The organism is Salmonella sp. SA15303 (genome assembly GCF_029962125.1).
Classification (GTDB): Bacteria; Pseudomonadota; Gammaproteobacteria; order Enterobacterales; family Enterobacteriaceae; genus Salmonella; species Salmonella enterica.
In genome coordinates this window covers 1,685,525-1,705,452 of the sequence record NZ_CP123924.1, presented here as the reverse complement: position 1 = coordinate 1,705,452, position 19,928 = coordinate 1,685,525, and the positions used below count along the sequence as shown (strand labels likewise).

Sequence of the window (19,928 nt, the reverse complement as noted above, 5' to 3'; positions counted from 1 at the left end):
CCTATCCCACCAGGCGTTATTGGCGCAGCCAGTTTGGACACGGACAGCGCGCAAAAACCGGAGCGTACACGTAGTACGTGAGGTTTGACTCGCTACGCTCGCCCTTCGGGCCGCCGCTAGCGGCGTTCAAAACGCTAACGCGTTTTGGCGAGCACTGCCCAGGTCCAAAATGGCAAGTAAAATAGCCCTAATGGGATAAGCTCTTATTCAACTCTTTATTTTTGTCCGGTAGTCGCGGGATATTGTGATAACGGTTTTTATAAGCGAAATACCCCAGCAAAACTGACAACTAACTGTTACACGTTAGTTACAGTGCGACAAACGTTGTCATCATAGCTATCACAATGTTAATAAACTGTGAATTTACTCACAGATTGAAAACGGTTACATGCGGTGCGTAATCAGTTAGTGATCAGTACCGCATTCTGTCGCCATGCCACCGAATGGCGCCGTACCAGGGTCGGCATGAAGCAGTGCGTCGCCGTGATATCCAGCGTGCCTGCAGCCCCCTGTAACGCCAGCTCGGTCGCGATTTTCGCCATAGAAGCAATAGGATAGCGCACGGTAGTCAACTGAGGATCGGTATAACGAGCAATAGGGATATCATCGAAACCGATGACAGACAGATGCAAGGGAATGGCGATGCCGTTATCTTTTAACGCCGTCAGCGCGCCCGCCGCCATGTTATCGTTATAGGCAAATACCGCCGTCAGTTGCAGATTGCGTCCCAGCAACTCAACCATTGCCGACTCGCCGCCCTGCATGTCCGGCGTGCCGGTGCCTATCCAGCTCTCCGACGCAGCAATCCCCTGCTCTTGCAGCGCGTGTAACCACCCTTCTCTGCGCATCGCGTCATCTTCAATACGGTGGCTGGAGGCCAGGTAGCCGATGCGTTGATGTCCATTATTCAGCAACATTCGGGTCGCCATTCTGGCGCCGCTCACATTGTCGAGACAAACACAACGATGCGCATAACCCGGCACGATACGGTTAATCAGCACCATACCGGGGATCTGATCCATAAAGTCGCTCAGCTCGCGATCGGTTAAGGCTTTTGAGTGAACAATCAATGCGTTACAACGCTGACGGATCAAGACTTCAATCGCATGGCGCTCTTTTTCCGCCTCATGATAACTGTTGCCAATGAGAACATATTTCTGGTGCTGCTGCGCGACCAGATCTACGGCTTTCACCAGAGCGCCGAAAAAGGCATCGGAAACATCCATGACCACGACGCCGATGGTGTCGCTCACCTGGGTGGCCAGCGCTTGCGCATTCGCATTTGGCCGATATCCCAGCAGGGTGACGGCCTGCATAACGGCGTCACGGGTGTCGGGACTGACTAACGCGCTGTTATTCAGTACGCGGGAAACGGTCGCTACAGACACGCCAGCCTGGCGCGCTACATCACGAATGGTGATCATATTCACTGCCCTGTTTGAGTTCAAAAATGCTCACAAATGCCCCGTTAGCAGGCGGCTATTTTGTCAGCACCCTGCCCAGGGCTGCGTGAGAAACATCACAGGGATGGAAACGGTTACAGCCATTTTGTTAATGAATGTGATCCAGATCGTTATCTGAGCGATCCTGACGCGCGCAACGTGAGTTGACGCCATAACCACTCGACCGGTCCCTGTCGCCAGAAACGTAGCCAGATGACGGAAAAGAGAAGGTTTATTGCCCATACCGGAACGACAAAGAACAAGAGTTCCAGTCGATTGAATTTCATAAATAAGCCAAACTGATAAAACAGCGTGGTACAGATGATCGTCTGCAGCAGATAATTGGTCAGCGCCATTCGCCCTACGCAGGCAATGGCAAGTGTCAGTCTGCATCGGCTAAGCTGCGGCCAGAAGCCAAACATCAGCGCGGCATAGCCCAGCGTTTGCAACGGCGCGCTCAGTTCGCGCGGCGCCTGCAATAAGAAGGCGCACCAGCGGTACGCCCAGTCCAGCCGCCATTGTAAAATGACCGCAGGCAGGTTGATCATTAGCCCTAACGCCACCAGCAGAGCCCCGGTACGGCGATAGTGCCGCAGACTGTACTGACCTTTCAGCCAGCCGCTACGCATTAGCGCAGCGCCCAGCAGCATCATACCCGCCAGTTGCCAGCCATACTGCGCGCCGAGCGCCAGTAAACTATTCGACAGCATCTCTGCCCGGTTGCTGATAGCCTCCATGCCGCCATTCAGCTTCCAGTATTTTTCATACAATATTGCCGACGCATCCGGCGTCCAGGCGCGGCTGGTTTCGCTACTCGATACCACGCCCAGCAGCAGTAGCACGCCAATCCCGACCAGATAAAGGAGTATGCCAGTATTGAACAGGCTTTTTACCGAAGGCGCGTCGCGTACCAGTCGCCAGCAAATTAACCCGACCAGACCGTAGGCCAGCAGAATGTCGCCGTCCCAAAAGAATAACGCATGGATAAAACCTAACAGTACCAATAGCGTTAAGCGCGACTGAATCCACTGTTTACCACGCGGAAGCAGCATTTGTAGCCCCGCGCCAAACAACAACGCGAACAGAGTAAGAAACTTAGCCTGCGCCACAATATCGAGAATCGCCCAGGACCAGGCGTCTTCGGGAACGATCGCGCCGTACCAGGCGGGATTGAGATAAGCCGCCTTCGGCAATCCAAAGGCGCTAATGTTAAGAAGCAGGATACCGAGGATAGCGACGCCACGTACAAAATCCAGCGTGACATTACGCTCCATCGTCTCCGCCTTAATCATGGATGATGGCGAACGGCACGCAGAAACTCCTGGCGCGTATTCTGGCTGGACTTAAACAATCCGCCCAGCGACGTCGTCGTCGTGGCGCTGGTTGCGTCACGAATACCGCGCGCTTTCACGCAGTAATGCACCGCATCAATCGATACCGCTACATTATTGGTGCCGAGCAAGGTTTGCAGCGCCGTCAGAATTTGTTGGGTCAAACGTTCCTGAACCTGCGGACGCTGGGCGAAGAATTGCACGATGCGGTTAATTTTCGACAGGCCGATCACGGAATCTTTGGGGATATACGCGACGGTCGCTTTGCCATCAATGGTCACAAAGTGATGTTCACAGGTGCTGGTCAGCGTGATATCGCGGACGGTGACCATTTCATCCACCTTCATTTTATTTTCAATGAGGGTAATTTTCGGGAAATTGGCATAGTCGAGGCCGGCGAAAATCTCGTCAACGTACATCTTAGCGATACGATGCGGCGTTTCCATCAGACTGTCATCGCTCAAATCGAGATTCAGCAACTGCATAATCTCAGTCATATGCCCTGCGATAAGGCTTTTTCGCGTTTCATTATCCAGTTCATCCATAGGCGGGCGCAGCGGCGTTTCCAGCCCCCGGGCAACCAGCGCGTCATGAACCAGGGCCGATTCTTTACTGAGTGATGGCATTAATCGTGTTCTCCTGCAGGTGTGGCGCCTCTGCCCTGCATGGGGCAAAGTTTGTCAATATTGTGACAGTGTGATTATTGTGCGTGAGGTAGCGCACATAATCCAGTATTCACGCCCATAATTGTTGAAATTGTCGCTGCCTTTCATGACATCTTTTCCGGTGCGGGAATGATGGCAGGACAAAGGGCATATTTGTTAACGCAACGTTATTTAAATGATGAAGCATGTTTATGTATTACGGAAGTGAAAGTTACTCACAACGCGGTGAATAATCTGTATTATGAAGAATTTGCATACCTTATCAGGTTCACTATAAAAGGAGCCCCCGCATGGAAATGCTCGAAGAGCACCGATGTTTTGGCGGCTGGCAGCAGCGCTGGCGTCATCATGCCGCCACGCTAAACTGCGCCATGACATTCAGCATTTTTCTTCCGCCGACTCAGGATAATGAACCGCCTCCGGTACTGTACTGGTTGTCCGGGTTGACCTGCAATGATGAGAACTTTACCACCAAAGCAGGCGCGCAGCGTATCGCAGCAGAACTGGGCATTGTATTGGTGATGCCGGATACCAGTCCACGCGGTGAACAGGTCGCCGACGATAGCGGATACGATTTAGGCCACGGCGCCGGGTTTTATCTCAATGCTACACAGCCGCCCTGGGCCAGCCATTATCGCATGTACGATTACCTGCGCGATGAGCTTCCGGCGCTTATCCAGACACAGTTTAACGTCAGCGACCGTTGCGCCATCAGCGGGCACTCGATGGGCGGCCACGGCGCATTAATCATGGCGCTGAAAAATCCGGGCAAATACACCAGCGTCTCTGCTTTTGCGCCTATCGTCAACCCCAGCCGCGTGCCGTGGGGAATCAAAGCGCTTACCGCTTATCTCGGCGAAGATGAATCAGCCTGGACTGAGTGGGATAGCTGCGAATTAATGCTGGCCAGCCAGCCGCAGGACGCCATTCCTGTGCTCATCGATCAGGGCGACAGCGATCAATTCCTCGCCGATCAGCTTCAGCCCGCCGTACTGGCGGAAGCCGCGCGGCAAACCGCCTGGCCGATGACGCTACGAATCCAGCCTGGTTACGATCATAGCTATTATTTTATTGCGTCCTTCATCGAGGACCATCTGCGCTTTCATGCCAGGTATTTACGGGACGAGCGTGAGACGTCACCAACATAATGAATTTTCCAGCGCCGCGCTGTAATTCACCTCCTCCGACTGCGGCGCGGAAGATTTATTATTTAAATCCGCGGCCTGCTGGCGTACCTGAAGGCGGCCGCTGCCCTCTCCGCCTTCATAACTTTCGTGAAAATTACGCAGCTCGGATTCAAACAGCACCGCATCAAGATTATGCAACTTATCCAGCGCCCGCAGGAGAGAAATTAACGTATCAAGATTGAGCCCTCCTCCCTTCTCGATACGCTTGATGGTGGCAATGCCAACGTGCGCGCGATCGGCAAGCTGCTGCTGGGTCATCGAAAGAGACAGACGCGTCTCCTTTAAGCGGGCGCACAACGACAGGATAATCTCGTCGTTATTCATCGTATTGTATTTCACGCTGTTACCCTCTCTTGCGCGGCTGAATTTTCCCCAGCGAACCATGATACGTTTCACGGTATTTAGCGCTCATGTCTTTACCGGTCTCGTACATCGCAGCAATGATCTCATCGAGCGAAATACAGGGTTCGCTTACGCGACTCATCGCCATCGTCGCCGCGTTTATCGCTTTCACGGCAGAGATAGCATTTCTCTCTATGCAGGGAATTTGTACCTGCCCGCCCAGCGGATCGCAGGTCAATCCCAGATGATGTTCCATGGCAATTTCAGCGGCGCTCAGCGTTTGCTCCACGGATGCGCCCATCAGTTCAGCCAGGCCCGCCGCCGCCATTGAGCACGCCACGCCGATTTCCCCCTGACAGCCAACTTCAGATCCCAGAATAGAGGCGTTTTGTTTAAACAATATCGCGATAGCGGCGGCGGTCAGGAAGAAACGGGTCAGAGCACCGGGCTCCAGCGGCGTGACAAATTTATCATACCAGCAGAGCGCTGCCGGAATGATGCCGCACGCGCCATTGGTTGGCGCGGTAACAATCTGTCCGCCGCTGGCATTTTCTTCGCTTACCGCAATCGCGAAGGCATTGACCCAGTTCAGCGCGGTTAAAAAATCGCTGGCGGAGCGGTTAGCCTGTAACGTCTTATGTAACGCACAGGCGCGCCGCGGTACCTGATAGGGACCGGGTAATACCCCCTCAGTATGCAGGCCGCGATAAACCGCCTGCTGCATCACGTCCCATATTTGCGCCAGATAATTCTGCAACATCTGTGGCGAGTGGCGGCACAGCTCATTTTTCATCATCAGCGCCGCCACGGACAGGCCGTTACGCCGACACAGCGCCAGCAACTGCGCGGCATGACTAAATTCAAAGGGCGACACTGTACGCAAAGGAAGCGATGGCGTCAGCGGCTCGCCATGTTTGCGAACCTGTCCGGCGCCGGTCGAAAACCAGGTCTCTTCATACACCGTGAAATAATCATCTCTGGCGCGAAACGTCATGGCATAAGGATGGCCTGGATGCGCCTGGTGATTGGCGATAATCTTGACTTTTATCGTGATTCCGCCCGCGTCGGAGAGCGGGAGTTCGATTTTGTTTTCATTTTCCGCACGCTTAATCACCGCCATATGCGAACGGAGATCGACATTCTCCGGCTGGCAACCCAGCAGCCCAAGATAAAGGGCGGTATCCACATTGTGGCACTTGCGGCTTAACGATAACGCGCCATACAGCTCGATTTCAATTTCCCGAATTAGCGGTAACGTCTCTTGTTCTCTGAGCAATGAAATAAAGTGACAGGCGGCGCGCATCGGCCCTACGGTACGTGAGCTGGATGGACCTATTACTATTTTGAATATATCAAGGCAACTCTCCATCGTTATATCAATCCTTTCAGTGTCATTCGCGTTCAGTAATAAATAACATCCTCGCACAGTTGGCATATCAAAAGTGATACCTTTTGTGTCTGAACTTTACCTGGTATCAAAAACAACGCTTTTTTAGCCCTTTTCTGGCTGTGATATCTGTGATAGCACGAGATTCCACGCCGCAAAAGAGCCATTATAATACCCGTAAATTAAGGGAGTTATCATATGAGCATTATTTATTTTATTACTACACAGGATATCGATACGTTTCAGAAAAAATTACATGAAACGTTATTTAATGCCGTCACCATGCCGTTTCCGCTATTATTTGATAAACGTTATGCCGCGCTTATCAATACTGCTTATTTAAAGCTTACGCTGCCAGCGGAATGTCTGACGCCTGAATTTTATCGCTATTTACGCGAACTCTCATTGCAATGGCAGTTTGATTTTTTTATTAAGCCGCAGCCACTGCCTGCTAACGGTATTATCGCGTTTGATATGGACTCGACATTTATTGCGGAAGAAGGCGTGGATGAAATTGCCCGCGAGCTTGGCATGTCGACGCAAATCACCGCCATTACCCAACAGGCGATGGAGGGCAAGCTTGATTTTAACGCCAGTTTTACCCGACGTATCGGAATGTTGAAAGGCACACCGAAAGCAGTGCTGAACGCCGTATGCGATCGCATGACCCTTTCGCCAGGCCTGTTAACTATTCTGCCAGTCATCAAGGCCAAAGGATTTAAAACCGCGATTATCTCCGGGGGACTGGATATATTCACCCAGCGTCTAAAAGCGCGGTATCAACTGGATTATGCCTTTTCGAATACGGTTGAAATACGCGATAACGTTCTGACGGATAACATTACCTTGCCGATTATGAATGCCGCAAACAAAAAACAGACTCTGGTTGACCTGGCTGCCCGGTTAAATATTGCCACGGAGAATATTATTGCCTGCGGTGATGGCGCCAACGATCTGCCGATGTTAGAACATGCTGGCACCGGTATTGCCTGGAAAGCGAAGCCGGTTGTACGGGAAAAAATCCACCATCAGATTAATTATCACGGTTTCGAATTGCTTCTTTTTCTTATTGAAGATGAATTATAACGCGACTCACCTCGCCGGAAGGGAATTTTAAAATGAGTATAAAAACATTTATTTTCAGCCAGCCCGATAAGCCGATCGTAAAAGAGAAAAAAGAGATAGACCAGACCTATAAAAAATTTCGTTTTGAGATTATCGCCTCGGTCTTTATCTCTTATGCCGTCTTTTATCTTACCCGTAAAAACTTCTCCGCTGCGATGCCGGCCATGCTGACGGAAACGTCGCTGACCGCAGAAGACTTCGCCATTATGTCTTCCATTTTTTACATTCTTTATGGCGCAATGAAGTTTGTCGGCGGGATGCTGGTCGATAAAATTAACCCGAAAGCTATGACCGGCCCGGTGCTGATTGGCGTGGGGATTGTAAATATTCTGTTCGGCTTTTCCGATAGCGTGGCGGCATTCTACGTACTGTACAGCCTCAACGCGATCTTACAGGGCACCAGCTTTCCGCCGATGGCGAAAATTATGGCCTCGTGGTTTTCGAAAAACGAACGGGGACGCTGGTGGGCTATCGTTGAAGCGGCGCACAATATCGGCGGCAGCCTCGCGCCGCTGCTGACCAGTTTTGCTATCGCCTTTAGCGGTAGCTGGAAAATGGGGTTTTATGTTCCCGGCGCCATTTCGCTGCTGATGGGGATAGTGGCGCTATTTACCATTAAAGATCGTCCCGGTACGTTAGGTTTGCCCAACGTGGGGCAGTGGCGTAACGACCCGACGGAACTGGCCCAGGTCAAGGCCAGCCCGGTCAACCTGAGCTTCTGGCAGATTTTTGTGAAATATATCCTGACCAATCCACTGGTATGGATCATTATTATCGGCGATATGTCAGTTTATATTGCGCGCACTATTCTTAACGACTGGCCGCAGATTTACTATTCGCAGGTTCACGGCTGGAGTCTGATAAAAGCGAACTCGATTATTTCCTGGTTTGAGGCGGGCGGACTGGCAGGTGGGTTGCTGGCAGGCTACTTGTCTGACTTTATGTTCAAAAGTAACCGCTGGATGACCGGATTAATCTTCGCGTTAGCGCTGTGCATATGCATCGTGCTGGTGCCGCTGGTTCAGGATACCTCTTACACCCTCACCGCGATTCTGTTCACCATCATGGGCTTCGCCTTATACGGACCGCATATGCTTTTTGCCGTCGGCTGTCTGGATGTGACCCATAAGGATGCGGCGGGATCGATTACCGGCTTTCGGGGATTGTTCAGCTATGTCGGCGCGGCAATGGCCGGTGTGCCGGTAATTATGGTGAAAAATAGCTGGGCGTGGTCGGGCGTTTATATCTATGCGTTAATCGCCATTCTGCTAACGACTCTGTCGCTGGCGCTGCTCTCCAGGCTGCATCGGTTATAATATTCTGGCGACAGCGGCAAAACGCGGCTGTCGCCAGTCTCTGTCAGAAACGGTAATCCACCGCCATAAAGTAACGACGTCCGTCTTCGGTATAACCGTAGTCGTCGCGTTTGAGATCTTTATCGCCTACGTTCAGAACGCCCGCACGCAGTTTAACGTTTTTCGTCGCCTGCCATGCCGCGCCGGTATCCCAGACCACGTACCCGCCCGGCGTTTTCGCTGTTGCGCTGTCGGCCCGCTTACGCCCGGTATAATTCCCTGATACGTAGAATGACCAGTCTTCGAGCTGCACCGGTTTCCAGTCCAGCGTACCGTTCGCGGTGTGGAACGGCAGATCGGAAAGCGGCTTGTTCCCGCCATTACTGACGTCGCGTCCGTCGTTATAGGTGTAATTCAACGACAGTTTCCACGCCTCGTTAAACGGAACTTTCAACTCGGTTTCCACGCCCTGAATACGCGCTTTATTCACGTTGTAATAACGGAAGACCGGAACGCGCTGTCCCCGACTGTTGGTTTCGAAACCGACAAAGTTGGAATAGCCGGGCGCGGCGTTAACGTCAGGGGTACGGCTAATGCTGATGCGATTGTCCACATCGTTACGGAACGTGGTAACGCTCGCTTCCACGCCCTCCAGTATGCCTTCTTCGCCCCGGTAATAAAGGCCGAGCTCCCAGCTTTCACTGGTTTCAGGTTTCAGATCTGGGCTACCGATAATGCGGCATCCGCCACGGCAGGAGTTGGTCGCCCAGTCCGGACTTAATTGCAATAGCGACGGCGCTTTAAAGGCCGTGGCCCACCCACCTTTCACCGTCAGGGTATCCGTTGCGTTATAGACCAGATAAGCACGCGGGCTCCAGTGATCGCCATAGGTTTCATGGTCATCCATACGAATACCGGTGGTCAGCGCCAGCGGTTCGAAGATGCGCCACTCATCTTCAAGGAACAGAGCGTACTGGCTGGCGGAGGTTTTAGTACTGGAACCGCCGGTCAGGTTCACCGCATCGCTCAGTTTATCGTGACGCCATTCGCCGCCGAAGGTGAGGAACTGGTTGACAGACGCTAACGGCAGAACGTATTTCCCGTCAATCGAATTGCTTTCTGACGTGATAGGGCTACTGTTGCCGGGGTTTTTGTTTTCCACCTTTTCGCCGTAGAACTTGAGCTCGCTATTGCCGAGATCCCAACGTCCGTTATGGCTCAACGCGTAGTTTTGCCGTTCCAGACGATTTTTATCCAGCGAGTCGGAGTCCCGGTCCTGGCGATCAAAACCGTAGCCTGCGGTAACGTCATGATTTTCGTTTGGTGTCCAGGCAAACTCGACGTTTCCATCGCGGCTGGTAAATCCTTCAATGCGCGGCGTTTCACCCGTAGCGGTGGTGGCGGAGCTCTGCTGCTCGTCTTTTTCGCGTTTCGCCAGACTACCGTAGGCTTTCATTCCCAGCACGCCGTCGATCAGCGGACCGCTGGTAAAGAACTGACCGTTATAGGTATCGCCACGGTCGCGATGTTCCTGAATAGTGGAGTCAACCGTGACGCTGCCGTGCCATTTCTGACCAATTTTTTTGGTGATAATGTTGACCACGCCGCCCAGCGCATCGGAGCCATACAGCGAGGACATGGGGCCACGCACCACTTCAATGCGTTCGATAGCGTCAACCGGTATCCAGTTCAGATCAAAATCATTATGGCGGAAGACCGCGTTACGGGAGTTAACGCGCTTACCGTCGATCAGGATCAGCGTATAACTGCTGTCCAGACCACGAATACTCACGCCTTTACGGTTATCCCCTTCGTTAGTGAGCTGTACGCCCGGCACCTCTTTCAGGACATCTTTCAGGTTTTGCACGGGCCTGCGCTGTAAATCTTGCTGGGTAATGACGCTGATACTTGCTGGCGCATCTTTCAGATTTTGTTCGATGGCGGACGCGGTAACGACCATAGTTTCACCATCATCCGTTGCCGCGGCAACCGGCCAGGCCAACGTAACTGCGGACATACAAAGCCCTACCCGAACGAAAGGGTTAAACCTAAACATTCCATTTCTCCATGAGGTAAATACGACAAAAAAATTGGTTATCGCTCACAACGCATTACGTTTCGCCTGCGATAACGGTTATCACGGCGAACTCTTTTTATGCAGGCGAGTCGGGCTCATGAGTGACGGTCGCGCCCGAATCTTCATCCTTTCTGATTTCGAGCGTAACGATAAAGCAAACGATAATAATTATCAATTTAATTGTTAATAATTATGTCATTTGAACCAATCATGAAGAAAAAACAAAAAACCCTCTCGAATGAGAGGGTTAGAAGAGTCAGGTTCAGGCAGTCAGTGCCGGATAGCGGCATAAAGCCTATCCGGCCTATGACGAGAATACCGCGTTACTTTTTAACGCGTTCCGGGAAGTGCATTTCGCTATAGCGCACGAAATGCGTACCTTTTATCAGCTTGTAGCCGAACCAGATAAGCAGGAACAGCGGAATACCGATATAGGTCGCCGCGACGCCGCCCCAGTCGATGGTATCTTTCAGGAACGCTTCATAGTTCTGCCCCAACGTAATAATCAGGCACAGTACAAAGGCGAAAATCGGCCCCAGCGGGAAGAACCCGGAACGGTACGGCAAATCATTCACATCATACCCTTGTAACACGTAACCGCGACGGAAGCGATAATGGCTAATGGCAATCCCCAGCCAGGCGATGAAGCCCGTCATACCGGAGGTGTTCAACAGCCACAGATAGACCGTCTGGTTGCCAAACATTGAGGTCAAAAAGCAAAGACCGGCAATCACGGTGGTGGCATAAAGCGCATTGCGCGGTACGCCGCCGCGGGACAATTTCGCAAAAATACGCGGGGCCTTACCGTCACAGGCCAGGGTGTAGAGCATACGGGTCGAGGCATACATCCCGGAGTTACCCGCAGACAGTACCGCCGTCAGGATAACCGCATTCATTATCGCCGCCGCAGACAACAAGCCCGCATGCTGGAACACTAAGGTAAACGGACTGACGCTAATGTCTTTGACGTCGTTACGCAGCAGGTTTGGATCGGTATAAGGAATGATCAGGCTGATAATCAAAATCGCGAAAACATAAAACAGCAGAATACGCCAGAATACCTGACGCACCGCGCGCGGAATATTCTTCTCCGGGTTTTCAGATTCCCCGGCGGCAATACCAATCAGCTCGGTTCCCTGGAAAGAGAAGCCCACGATCATCGCGACGCCAATCATTGCCGCAAAACCGCCAGCAAAAGGCGCATCGCCCGTCGTCCAGTTGCTCCAGCCGACCGGCTCAACACCTTTAAAGATACCGATAATCATCGCTACGCCAACGATGATGAAGATAATAACGGTCGCGACTTTAATTAACGAGAACCAGTACTCCGCTTCGCCAAAACCGCGCACGGAAATGTAGTTCAGCAAGAAAATGACGCAGAGGAATAGCGCGCTCCAGATCCAGCCCGGCGTGTCCGGGAACCACCAGCCCATCACCAATTGCGCGGCAACCAGGTCAACAGCGATAGTCACCGCCCAGTTGTACCAGTAGTTCCAGCCCAGCGCGAAACCAAAGCCTTCTTCCACATAGTTCTGACCATATGTCGCAAACGAGCCAGATACTGGCATATAGGCCGCCAGCTCGCCAAGACTGGTCATCAGGAAGTAGACCATCAAACCAATCAGAATATAAGAAAACAGCGCGCCGCCTGGCCCCGCCTGAGAAATTGTCGCACCAGATGCAACGAAAAGACCTGTCCCGATGGAGCCGCCAATGGCAATCATCGTCAGGTGACGCGCCTTTAATTCGCGACGTAGCGCGGGCGCTTCTGTGGTTTTAGTTTTGGAACCCATGTGAAAATGCTATCCATCCAAAAAATGAGGCGCGATTGTAACAGACGAAATACTATCCTTCCGACACAAATGCGCGGTTATAAGAGACCTTCATGACCGGCCACGGATTATAAGTAAAGCAGAGAATAACGTATACGTAAGCGGATACTAAAAATGGCGATGCCGCCGGGGCAGCCCTCCTCTTCACCTTTATTCACAGTAACTCAAAAAACGCTGCAACGCGTTAGAAAGATGTTTCTGCCGATGATGAACACGCCACAACGTGCGCACCAGGCGCGGTAACGGCACCGCGACTTCGCCCAGGCTTCCCGCCTGGAGTTGTTCAGCAATCACCCGGCGCGATAAACAGCTTATCCCCAGTCCATGACGCACCGCATGTTTGATCGCTTCTGAATTCCCCAACTCCATCGCCATATGAAAGCGCGGCAAATGCGACAACAGCAAATAATCGACAATTTCCCGCGTACCGGAACCGCGCTCGCGTAAAATCCATGGGGATGCCGCAAGCTGTTCCAGCGTCACCGGCCCCTGCGTCAGCGGCGAGGACGGCGCGGCAAAGACCACCAGCTCATCTTCCAGCCACGGCTCAGAAATAATCTCTGTACTGTGACATGGTCCTTCAATCAGGCCGATATCAACCCGAAAATCCAGCACCGCGTTAATCACGTCCTGGCTGTTTCCCACGCTGAGTTCCAGCGGCAAGGCCGGATAATGCTGGCGATAGCGGGCAATCATGGCGGGTAAAATGTAATTGCCGATGGTGCTACTGGCATAAACCCGTATCGCGCCGTTATCTTCACGAAATAGCTGCTCAATTTCTACCGCTTGCTCCAGCAATGCCAGCGCGCGCGGATATAACAAGCGCCCATGTTCGTTGACCACCAGCCGTTTCCCCACCCGATCAAACAACTGTACGCCGAGCTGACCTTCCAGATCGGTGAGCGCGGCGCTAACGGCGGACTGCGATAATGACAGCATGACCGACGCCTGGGTTGTTGAACCGCTTTTCAGTACTTCAGCAAACACTTCAAGTTGTCGTAGCGTAATATGCATAGTCGTATCCCACCGATAGCGTTTCACTTACCACTTATAAAGATTAATTATAAATATATAATCAATTTTATTTTTAAACCAGATCACCGTAACCTTATTGTCCATATACAGGAGAAGGTTATGACAGAACTCACCTTGCAGAATCATCGTCGTACAATGTGGCATTTTATACCGGGGCTCGCTCTGAGCGCCGTCATTACAGGAGTCGCCCTGTGGGGCGGCGCTATCCCTGCCGTTGCAGGCGCGGGGTTCAGCGCCCTGACCCTGGCTATCCTGCTGGGTATGGTTATCGGGAATACCGTCTATCCACAAATATGGAAACAATGCGACGGCGGCGTGCTGTTTGCAAAACAACATCTGCTGCGTTTAGGGATTATCCTTTACGGCTTCCGCCTTACCTTTTCACAAATCGCCGACGTGGGCATTAGCGGCATTGTGATTGACGTATTAACGCTTTCCAGCACGTTCATGCTGGCCTGCTTCTTAGGCCAAAAAGTCTTTGGTCTGGACAGGCACACCAGCTGGCTGATTGGCGCCGGTAGCAGTATCTGCGGCGCGGCGGCGGTACTGGCGACAGAACCGGTGGTAAAAGCGGAAGCCAGTAAGGTTACTGTAGCCGTCGCGACTGTCGTTATTTTCGGCACCATCGCTATTTTCCTTTACCCGGCAATGTATCCGCTGCTGGCGCACTGGTTCAGCCCGGAAACTTACGGCATCTATATCGGCTCAACCATGCATGAAGTCGCGCAAGTGGTCGCAGCGGGTCATGCCGTTAGCCCGGATGCGGAAAATGCGGCAGTTATCGCTAAGATGCTGCGTGTCATGATGCTGGCGCCGTTCCTGATCATTCTGGCGGCACGCGTTAAACAGCTTTCACCGGCGACCGGCGCGGAAAAAAGCAAAATTACCATTCCGTGGTTTGCTATTTTCTTCATCGTAGTGGCGATCTTCAACTCTTTCCACCTGCTGCCGAAAGCCGTGGTGGATATGCTGGTGACGCTGGACACAGTGCTGCTGGCGATGGCGATGGCGGCGTTGGGTCTGACCACTCACGTTAGCGCATTGAAAAAAGCGGGGGCGAAACCGCTGCTGATGGCGCTGGCACTATTCGCCTGGCTGATTATTGGCGGTGGCGCCATTAACGTCCTAATCCATAGCCTTATCGCATAAATTATTACGTTTCACGCCTGTTAACCCGTTATCATAGCGTTCGTAATGAACCGTTAGCGGGTTTAACAGGAGTCTTTTATGAAATACATCGGAGCGCACGTCAGCGCTGCTGGCGGTCTGGCTAACGCCCCTGCCCGCGCGGCTGAAATTGGCGCAACGGCCTTTGCGCTTTTCACAAAAAACCAGCGTCAGTGGCGTGCCGCCCCCCTTACTCCCCAGGTCATTGATGACTTTAAAATCGCCTGTGAAAAGTATCATTTCTCGGCGGCGCAAATTCTTCCCCACGATAGTTACCTGATTAATCTGGGCCATCCGGTCAGTGAAGCGCTGGAAAAATCACGCGATGCCTTTCTCGATGAAATGCAGCGCTGTGAACAACTCGGCTTAACCTTGCTTAATTTTCATCCCGGTAGCCATCTGATGCAGATTGCACAGGAGGATTGCCTGGCGCGGATCGCGGAATCCATCAATATTGCCCTCGCGCAGACCGAGGGCGTTACGGCGGTTATCGAAAATACAGCCGGTCAGGGCAGTAATCTGGGGTTTGAGTTTGAACAGTTAGCCGCCATCATCGACGGCGTGGAAGATAAGTCGCGCGTTGGCGTCTGTATCGATACCTGCCATGCCTTTGCCGCCGGATACGATCTGCGTACGCCAGAGGCGTGCGAAAAAACATTCGCCGAATTCGGGAAAATTGTCGGATTTCAGTATTTGCGCGGAATGCACCTTAACGACGCCAAAAGCGCCTTCAGTAGCCGCGTTGACCGCCATCACAGTCTGGGTGAAGGCAATATCGGCCACGATGCGTTTCGTTGGATTATGCAGGATGCGCGTTTTGACGGTATTCCGCTGATACTGGAGACCATCAATCCTGATATCTGGGCGGAAGAGATTGCGTGGTTAAAAGCCCAGCAAATTGCCGAAGCGGTGGCCTGACGCTCAATGTTCTTCAGGCAATAAAAAAGGCAGAGCGCGCTCTGCCTTTTTTAGCGTGTTTCTCTTACGCCGCTTTTGCCGCGACTTCCGTCTCCGGACGTTTCAGGACGGCATAAGCCAGCCCTGCCACCAGCGTACCGGCCACAATTGCCAGCAGGTATCCCAATACCGGCGTAATTGCGCCTGGGATAAGCAGAACAAACAGACCGCCATGCGGCGCCATCAATTTTGCGCCTACCGCCATAGAAATAGCCCCGGTCAACGCGCCGCCAACGATACAGCACGGCAGTACACGCATCGGGTCGCGTGCCGCAAACGGAATAGCGCCTTCAGTGATAAAGCACAGCCCCAGCACCAACGCCGCTTTACCACCTTCCTGCTGCGCTTTGTCGAACTTACGACGCGCCACCATCGTCGCCAGACCCAGCGCTAACGGCGGTACCATACCTGCGGCCATGATCGCCGCCATCGGCGCGTAAGTTTGCGTACTCAGCAGACCAACGCCAAACGCATACGCCGCTTTGTTCACCGGGCCGCCCATGTCGGTACACATCATCCCGCCGAGAATCGCGCCCAACAGCACTGCGTTTGCGGTTCCCATGGTTTGCAGCCAGTGAGTGAGCCCTTCCAGAATCCCGGCAACCGGTTTACCGATCAGGTAAATCATTGCCAGCCCCACCACCAGACTGGAAATTAACGGGATGATCAGGATTGGCTTCAGCGCTTCCATACTTTGCGGAAGTTTCAGTTTGGTACTGATAAGCTTCGCCATATACCCGGCAAGGAAGCCGGCAATGATCCCGCCGATAAAACCGGAACCGGTGCTAACCGCCAGCATACCGCCAATCAGACCTGGCGTAAGGCCTGGGCGATCCGCGATGGAGAAAGCGATATAACCCGCCAGTACCGGCACCATCAGCGCAAACGCCGAACCGCCGCCAATCTGCATCAGCGCCGCCGCCAGCGTGTCCGGCACCTTAAAGGCTTCAATACCAAAGGCGAAGGAAAGTGCAATACACAGTCCCCCGGCAACCACCATAGGCAGCATGTAAGAAACGCCCGTCAACAGATGCCGGTATGCGCCAGCGCTCTCTTTCTTCCCTTCGGTCGCCGCTTGCGATGCCTTACCCGCCGGTTGATACGGCGTTGCTTCCGCTACGGCTTTATCCAGCTCCTGCGCCGTCTTTTTCAGCGCCAGGCCGGTCGACGTGCGGTACATCGGGAGACCGGCAAACTTCGCCAGATCCACTTCGATATCCGCCGCCACAATGACTAAATCCGCTTCCGCCACCTCTTCCGGGGTGATGGCATTGCCGGCCCCCACGGAGCCGCGCGTTTCGACTTTTACCCACCAGCCGCGTTTTTTCGCTTCTGTTTCAATGGCTTCAGCCGCCATAAAAGTATGGGCGACGCCGGTCGGGCAGGCCGTTACCGCGACCACGCGTTTCGGACCGCCGCTCGCCGCAGGAGCAACCGCAGCAGGAGCGCTGTAAGGGGTCGCATGGCTTTTGGCTTCACTCAGAAACAGTTCCGGATGCGCGACGGCGCGACCAATATCCCCCAGCCAAACCTTTTTGCCGTTCAGAGCATTGTCGTTCGGCAGAGATTCGCCCAGCACGATCGCGAGCTCAGCATCATTCGGATTGTCGATAATTTCCAGATTTGCTTTATGCGCCGCCGCTCCAAGCAGGGTTTTCGCCATGTAAGCGCGAGCCTGGCCGAGATTAGCGTCAATTATCAGCAGCGTTTTCATTATGCCTCTCCTGCTGTCAGTTAAACGGTTGTAAGTCGACACGCGCCATCATTGCGGCCAACTGAGGACGATCGGTAATACCCACATTGCTCTGGCTGACCGCCAGCGCGGCAACCGCCGTCGCCAGACGCAGCGTATGTTCGCTGGACTCGCGCATCAGCAGGCCGTAAATCAATCCGCCAACCATGGAATCGCCTGCGCCGACGGTACTTACCACGTCAACTGCCGGTGGTTTAGCGATCCATTCTCCTGAGGCGTTAACCCACAGCGCGCCTTCCGCCCCCAGCGAAATCACCACATGGGCGATACCCTGTTCGCGTAACGCGTGCGCCGCATCAATCACATCTTTCATTTCCGGGAGCTTACGACCCGCCCAAATTTCCAGTTCGCGGCGATTCGGTTTCACCAGCCACGGCGCAGCTTTAAGACCGGCGACTAACGCTTCACGGCTACTATCAAAGATAATGCATGGACACTGGCTGCGCAGACGCGTCATCCAGTCGGTGAACGCTTCCGGGCTCACGCCAGCCGGTAAGCTACCGCTGACGCAGACCATATCGAACTGACCCAGCCAGCTCAGGGAGTCGTTAACAAAGCGTTCCCAGTCTGCGGGGGTCACGTCAAAGCCGGAAAAGTTGAAGTCGGTCACTTCGCCATCTTTTTCCGTCAGCTTCACGTTGATGCGGGTCCGGCCCTGAACCACCTGAAAGCGGTTAGCGATACCCAGTTCGCTGAACAATTGCTGAAAACCGTCCTGGTTATCTTTACCGAGAAAACCGCCGACGGTGACGTCGATGCCTAAGTCTTTCAGCACTTTGGCAACGTTAATGCCTTTGCCCGCCGCGTGCAGACCCGTGGTTTTCACCAGGTTCACTTCGCCGCGTTCGATTTCAGGGCAAAACCCAACCAGATCGTAAGCCGGATTAAGGGTAATGGTGGCAACACGCCTGCTCATTATGCGCCCTCCCCGAGACCGGCGGCGATCGCATCGCCAATCGCTTTCAGCGCCTGTTCAGCATCTTCACCCTGCGCGGTAAAGCGCAGACGATGGCCTTTCTTCACGCCTAACGCCACCACTTTCATCAGACTACGTCCGTTTGCCGGTTTGCCGGTTCCATCAAGGTTTGTCACGGTAATTTCACTGTTAAATTGTTTAATCGTATTCACCAGCATGGTGCCCGGACGGGCATGGAGACCATGCTCATTACGCACTACAAATTCCGCGCTCAGTACGTCATCCGTCAGCGCATCATCACTGGTCAGCAACGCCAGCAGCGTCGCGGCGTCGGCGCTCAGCAGACGATCGGCTTTATTGTTCAGCAACAGGTCGCCGAGGCGTTTTAGCACGGCAATCGGCTGCTCGTCGTTCATCGCGACAGTGACTAATAAGGCTGCTTTTTCACCCTCTACGTCAAACGCCTGGGTCGCACGGCTTACCGCAACAGCGCTGCGCAAATTGCCTTCCGCGCTGTCGTTCAGCCAGATGCCTTGTCCCAGATTCATCGGACTATCGTTAATCGTTTTTGCGACGAACGCCGCATCAACCGCTCCCGCCTCTTTCAGACGCGCCGCATTTAGCGCCTGCAATGTGACCAGCGAGCTGGCGATGACATCCAGCGTCATCGTCTCGTTATCAAGTTTTAATTGTTCACTTTGCTTCTCGCCCATCAGCAATGCGCGCAGCTCTTCCGCCGTTGTCGCGGATTTCAGCTGTTCAGCCACGGAGTCATCGCTTAGCACATGCGTCAGCTGACGCAGCAGGCCGAGGTGTTCGTCCGAACTGGCGGCAATACCAATCGCCACGTAGGCGACCTGGCCTTCTCCCCAGGTAACGCCCTGCGGGAATTGAAAGACCTGGACGCCGGTTTTCAGCACCTGATCGCGCGTGTCTGTTGTGCCATGGGGAATCGCAATACCATTGCCAAGAAAGGTCGAGGTTTGCTGTTCGCGCGCCAGCATACCGTCAACATAGCCGCCCGCCACATTCCCCGCCTGCGCTAACGCGGCGGCGATTTGCCGAATGGCCTCTTCTTTATTTCCGGCCTGCTCGCCCGGATGAATGTCCTGAACCGATAACTGGAACATGTGTCTCCTCTCCTGCTGAATTGAAACGATTCAGCCACTATGAGAAAAAAAGCGCCAATCTGAGTTATCAAAAAAACCAGATCGCGCTGAAACGTTTCAAGAAGTCTGGATCTTTCTGCTTCAGCACGCAAGAAAAGTTACCGGTTTTGTAGCAATTTTTTGAGGTGAAGCACATTTTTTCTCCAACAGACCCTCAATAGCTGACGCATAAAAGGCTTCAGCTTTTTTCTTTCAGCTTGCGTCAGCACGCCCTGGTAACAAACTGGAATGCTATTTTGATTTTTCGT

At 53.2% G+C, this 19,928-nt stretch carries 16 protein-coding genes; 5 read left to right on the top strand and 11 right to left on the bottom strand.

All coding sequences use genetic code 11. The features are described 5' to 3' along the window. Window positions 1–401: 401 nt before the first annotated feature. The 3 genes from galS to folE all read right to left on the bottom strand — a co-directional run bounded on the left by galS (window position 402) and on the right by folE (window position 3,399). Complete coding sequence (galS, locus tag QEN31_RS08115; RefSeq protein ID WP_000628631.1) at window positions 402–1,424, bottom strand: HTH-type transcriptional regulator GalS; 1,023 nt, start codon at window positions 1,422–1,424, stop codon at window positions 402–404. A 149-nt stretch (window positions 1,425–1,573) separates the two neighbouring features. Further along, window positions 1,574–2,716, bottom strand: a complete 1,143-nt coding sequence (gene yeiB, locus QEN31_RS08110) for a DUF418 domain-containing protein YeiB (protein ID WP_001520237.1) — start codon at window positions 2,714–2,716, stop codon at window positions 1,574–1,576. Window positions 2,717–2,730: 14 nt separating this feature from the next. After that, entirely contained in the window at window positions 2,731–3,399 is a 669-nt protein-coding gene (folE, locus tag QEN31_RS08105) for a GTP cyclohydrolase I FolE (RefSeq protein WP_023993394.1), read from the bottom strand. 329 nt (window positions 3,400–3,728) lie between these two features. On the opposite strand from folE, the gene fghA reads away from it, so the two are divergent. Further along, a complete protein-coding gene (fghA, locus tag QEN31_RS08100; protein ID WP_000425488.1) occupies window positions 3,729–4,586 on the top strand; it encodes an S-formylglutathione hydrolase in 858 nt (285 codons plus the stop codon). Here the strand turns inward: fghA and QEN31_RS08095 are convergent. Together QEN31_RS08095 and QEN31_RS08090 are read right to left on the bottom strand one after the other, a co-directional pair. Next, window positions 4,575–4,964: a helix-turn-helix domain-containing protein gene (locus QEN31_RS08095; RefSeq protein ID WP_000876817.1), complete on the bottom strand. Its 390-nt coding sequence runs from the start codon at window positions 4,962–4,964 to the stop codon at window positions 4,575–4,577. The genes fghA and QEN31_RS08095 overlap by 12 nt on opposite strands. Before the next feature lie 4 nt (window positions 4,965–4,968). After that, window positions 4,969–6,336: an L-serine ammonia-lyase gene (locus QEN31_RS08090; RefSeq protein WP_001736633.1), complete on the bottom strand. Its 1,368-nt coding sequence runs from the start codon at window positions 6,334–6,336 to the stop codon at window positions 4,969–4,971. Window positions 6,337–6,552: 216 nt separating this feature from the next. Here QEN31_RS08090 and serB point away from each other — a divergent pair, with 216 nt between their 5' ends. Both serB and QEN31_RS08080 read left to right on the top strand, forming a co-directional pair. Then, window positions 6,553–7,440, top strand: a complete 888-nt coding sequence (serB, locus tag QEN31_RS08085; RefSeq protein WP_052944242.1) for a phosphoserine phosphatase SerB — start codon at window positions 6,553–6,555, stop codon at window positions 7,438–7,440. Between the two features lie 32 nt (window positions 7,441–7,472). Beyond that, on the top strand, window positions 7,473–8,795 hold the full coding sequence (locus QEN31_RS08080) for an MFS transporter (protein WP_000023806.1): 1,323 nt from the start codon (window positions 7,473–7,475) through the stop codon (window positions 8,793–8,795). A 43-nt stretch (window positions 8,796–8,838) separates the two neighbouring features. On the opposite strand, the gene cirA is transcribed toward QEN31_RS08080, so the two are convergent. The 3 genes from cirA to yieE all read right to left on the bottom strand — a co-directional run bounded on the left by cirA (window position 8,839) and on the right by yieE (window position 13,697). Then, window positions 8,839–10,830 carry a catecholate siderophore receptor CirA gene (gene cirA, locus QEN31_RS08075; RefSeq protein WP_000488252.1) on the bottom strand — a complete coding sequence of 664 codons (1,992 nt, stop codon included), beginning with the start codon at window positions 10,828–10,830 and terminating at the stop codon, window positions 8,839–8,841. A gap of 344 nt (window positions 10,831–11,174) precedes the next feature. After that, window positions 11,175–12,644 (bottom strand): lysine-specific permease, encoded by a 1,470-nt coding sequence (gene lysP, locus QEN31_RS08070; RefSeq protein ID WP_000535000.1) that lies wholly within the window; start codon window positions 12,642–12,644, stop codon window positions 11,175–11,177. A 189-nt stretch (window positions 12,645–12,833) separates the two neighbouring features. Beyond that, a complete protein-coding gene (yieE, locus tag QEN31_RS08065) occupies window positions 12,834–13,697 on the bottom strand; it encodes a DNA-binding transcriptional regulator YeiE (protein WP_000548315.1) in 864 nt (287 codons plus the stop codon). 120 nt (window positions 13,698–13,817) lie between these two features. Here yieE and QEN31_RS08060 point away from each other — a divergent pair, with 120 nt between their 5' ends. Continuing rightward, a complete protein-coding gene (locus QEN31_RS08060) occupies window positions 13,818–14,867 on the top strand; it encodes a YeiH family protein (protein WP_000137966.1) in 1,050 nt (349 codons plus the stop codon). A gap of 78 nt (window positions 14,868–14,945) precedes the next feature. Next, on the top strand, window positions 14,946–15,803 hold the full coding sequence (gene nfo / locus QEN31_RS08055; RefSeq protein WP_064239862.1) for a deoxyribonuclease IV: 858 nt from the start codon (window positions 14,946–14,948) through the stop codon (window positions 15,801–15,803). A gap of 64 nt (window positions 15,804–15,867) precedes the next feature. Here nfo and fruA read toward each other — a convergent pair whose 3' ends face one another. From fruA to fruB, 3 genes are read right to left on the bottom strand one after another with little or no spacing between them, the layout of a single operon-like run. Then, window positions 15,868–17,556: a PTS fructose transporter subunit IIBC gene (fruA, locus tag QEN31_RS08050; protein WP_000854417.1), complete on the bottom strand. Its 1,689-nt coding sequence runs from the start codon at window positions 17,554–17,556 to the stop codon at window positions 15,868–15,870. 16 nt (window positions 17,557–17,572) lie between these two features. Next, window positions 17,573–18,511: a 1-phosphofructokinase gene (fruK, locus tag QEN31_RS08045; RefSeq protein WP_000091249.1), complete on the bottom strand. Its 939-nt coding sequence runs from the start codon at window positions 18,509–18,511 to the stop codon at window positions 17,573–17,575. After that, on the bottom strand, window positions 18,511–19,641 hold the full coding sequence (gene fruB / locus QEN31_RS08040) for a fused PTS fructose transporter subunit IIA/HPr protein (RefSeq protein WP_000487287.1): 1,131 nt from the start codon (window positions 19,639–19,641) through the stop codon (window positions 18,511–18,513). The genes fruK and fruB overlap by 1 nt, the downstream gene beginning before the upstream one ends. Window positions 19,642–19,928: the final 287 nt, after the last annotated feature.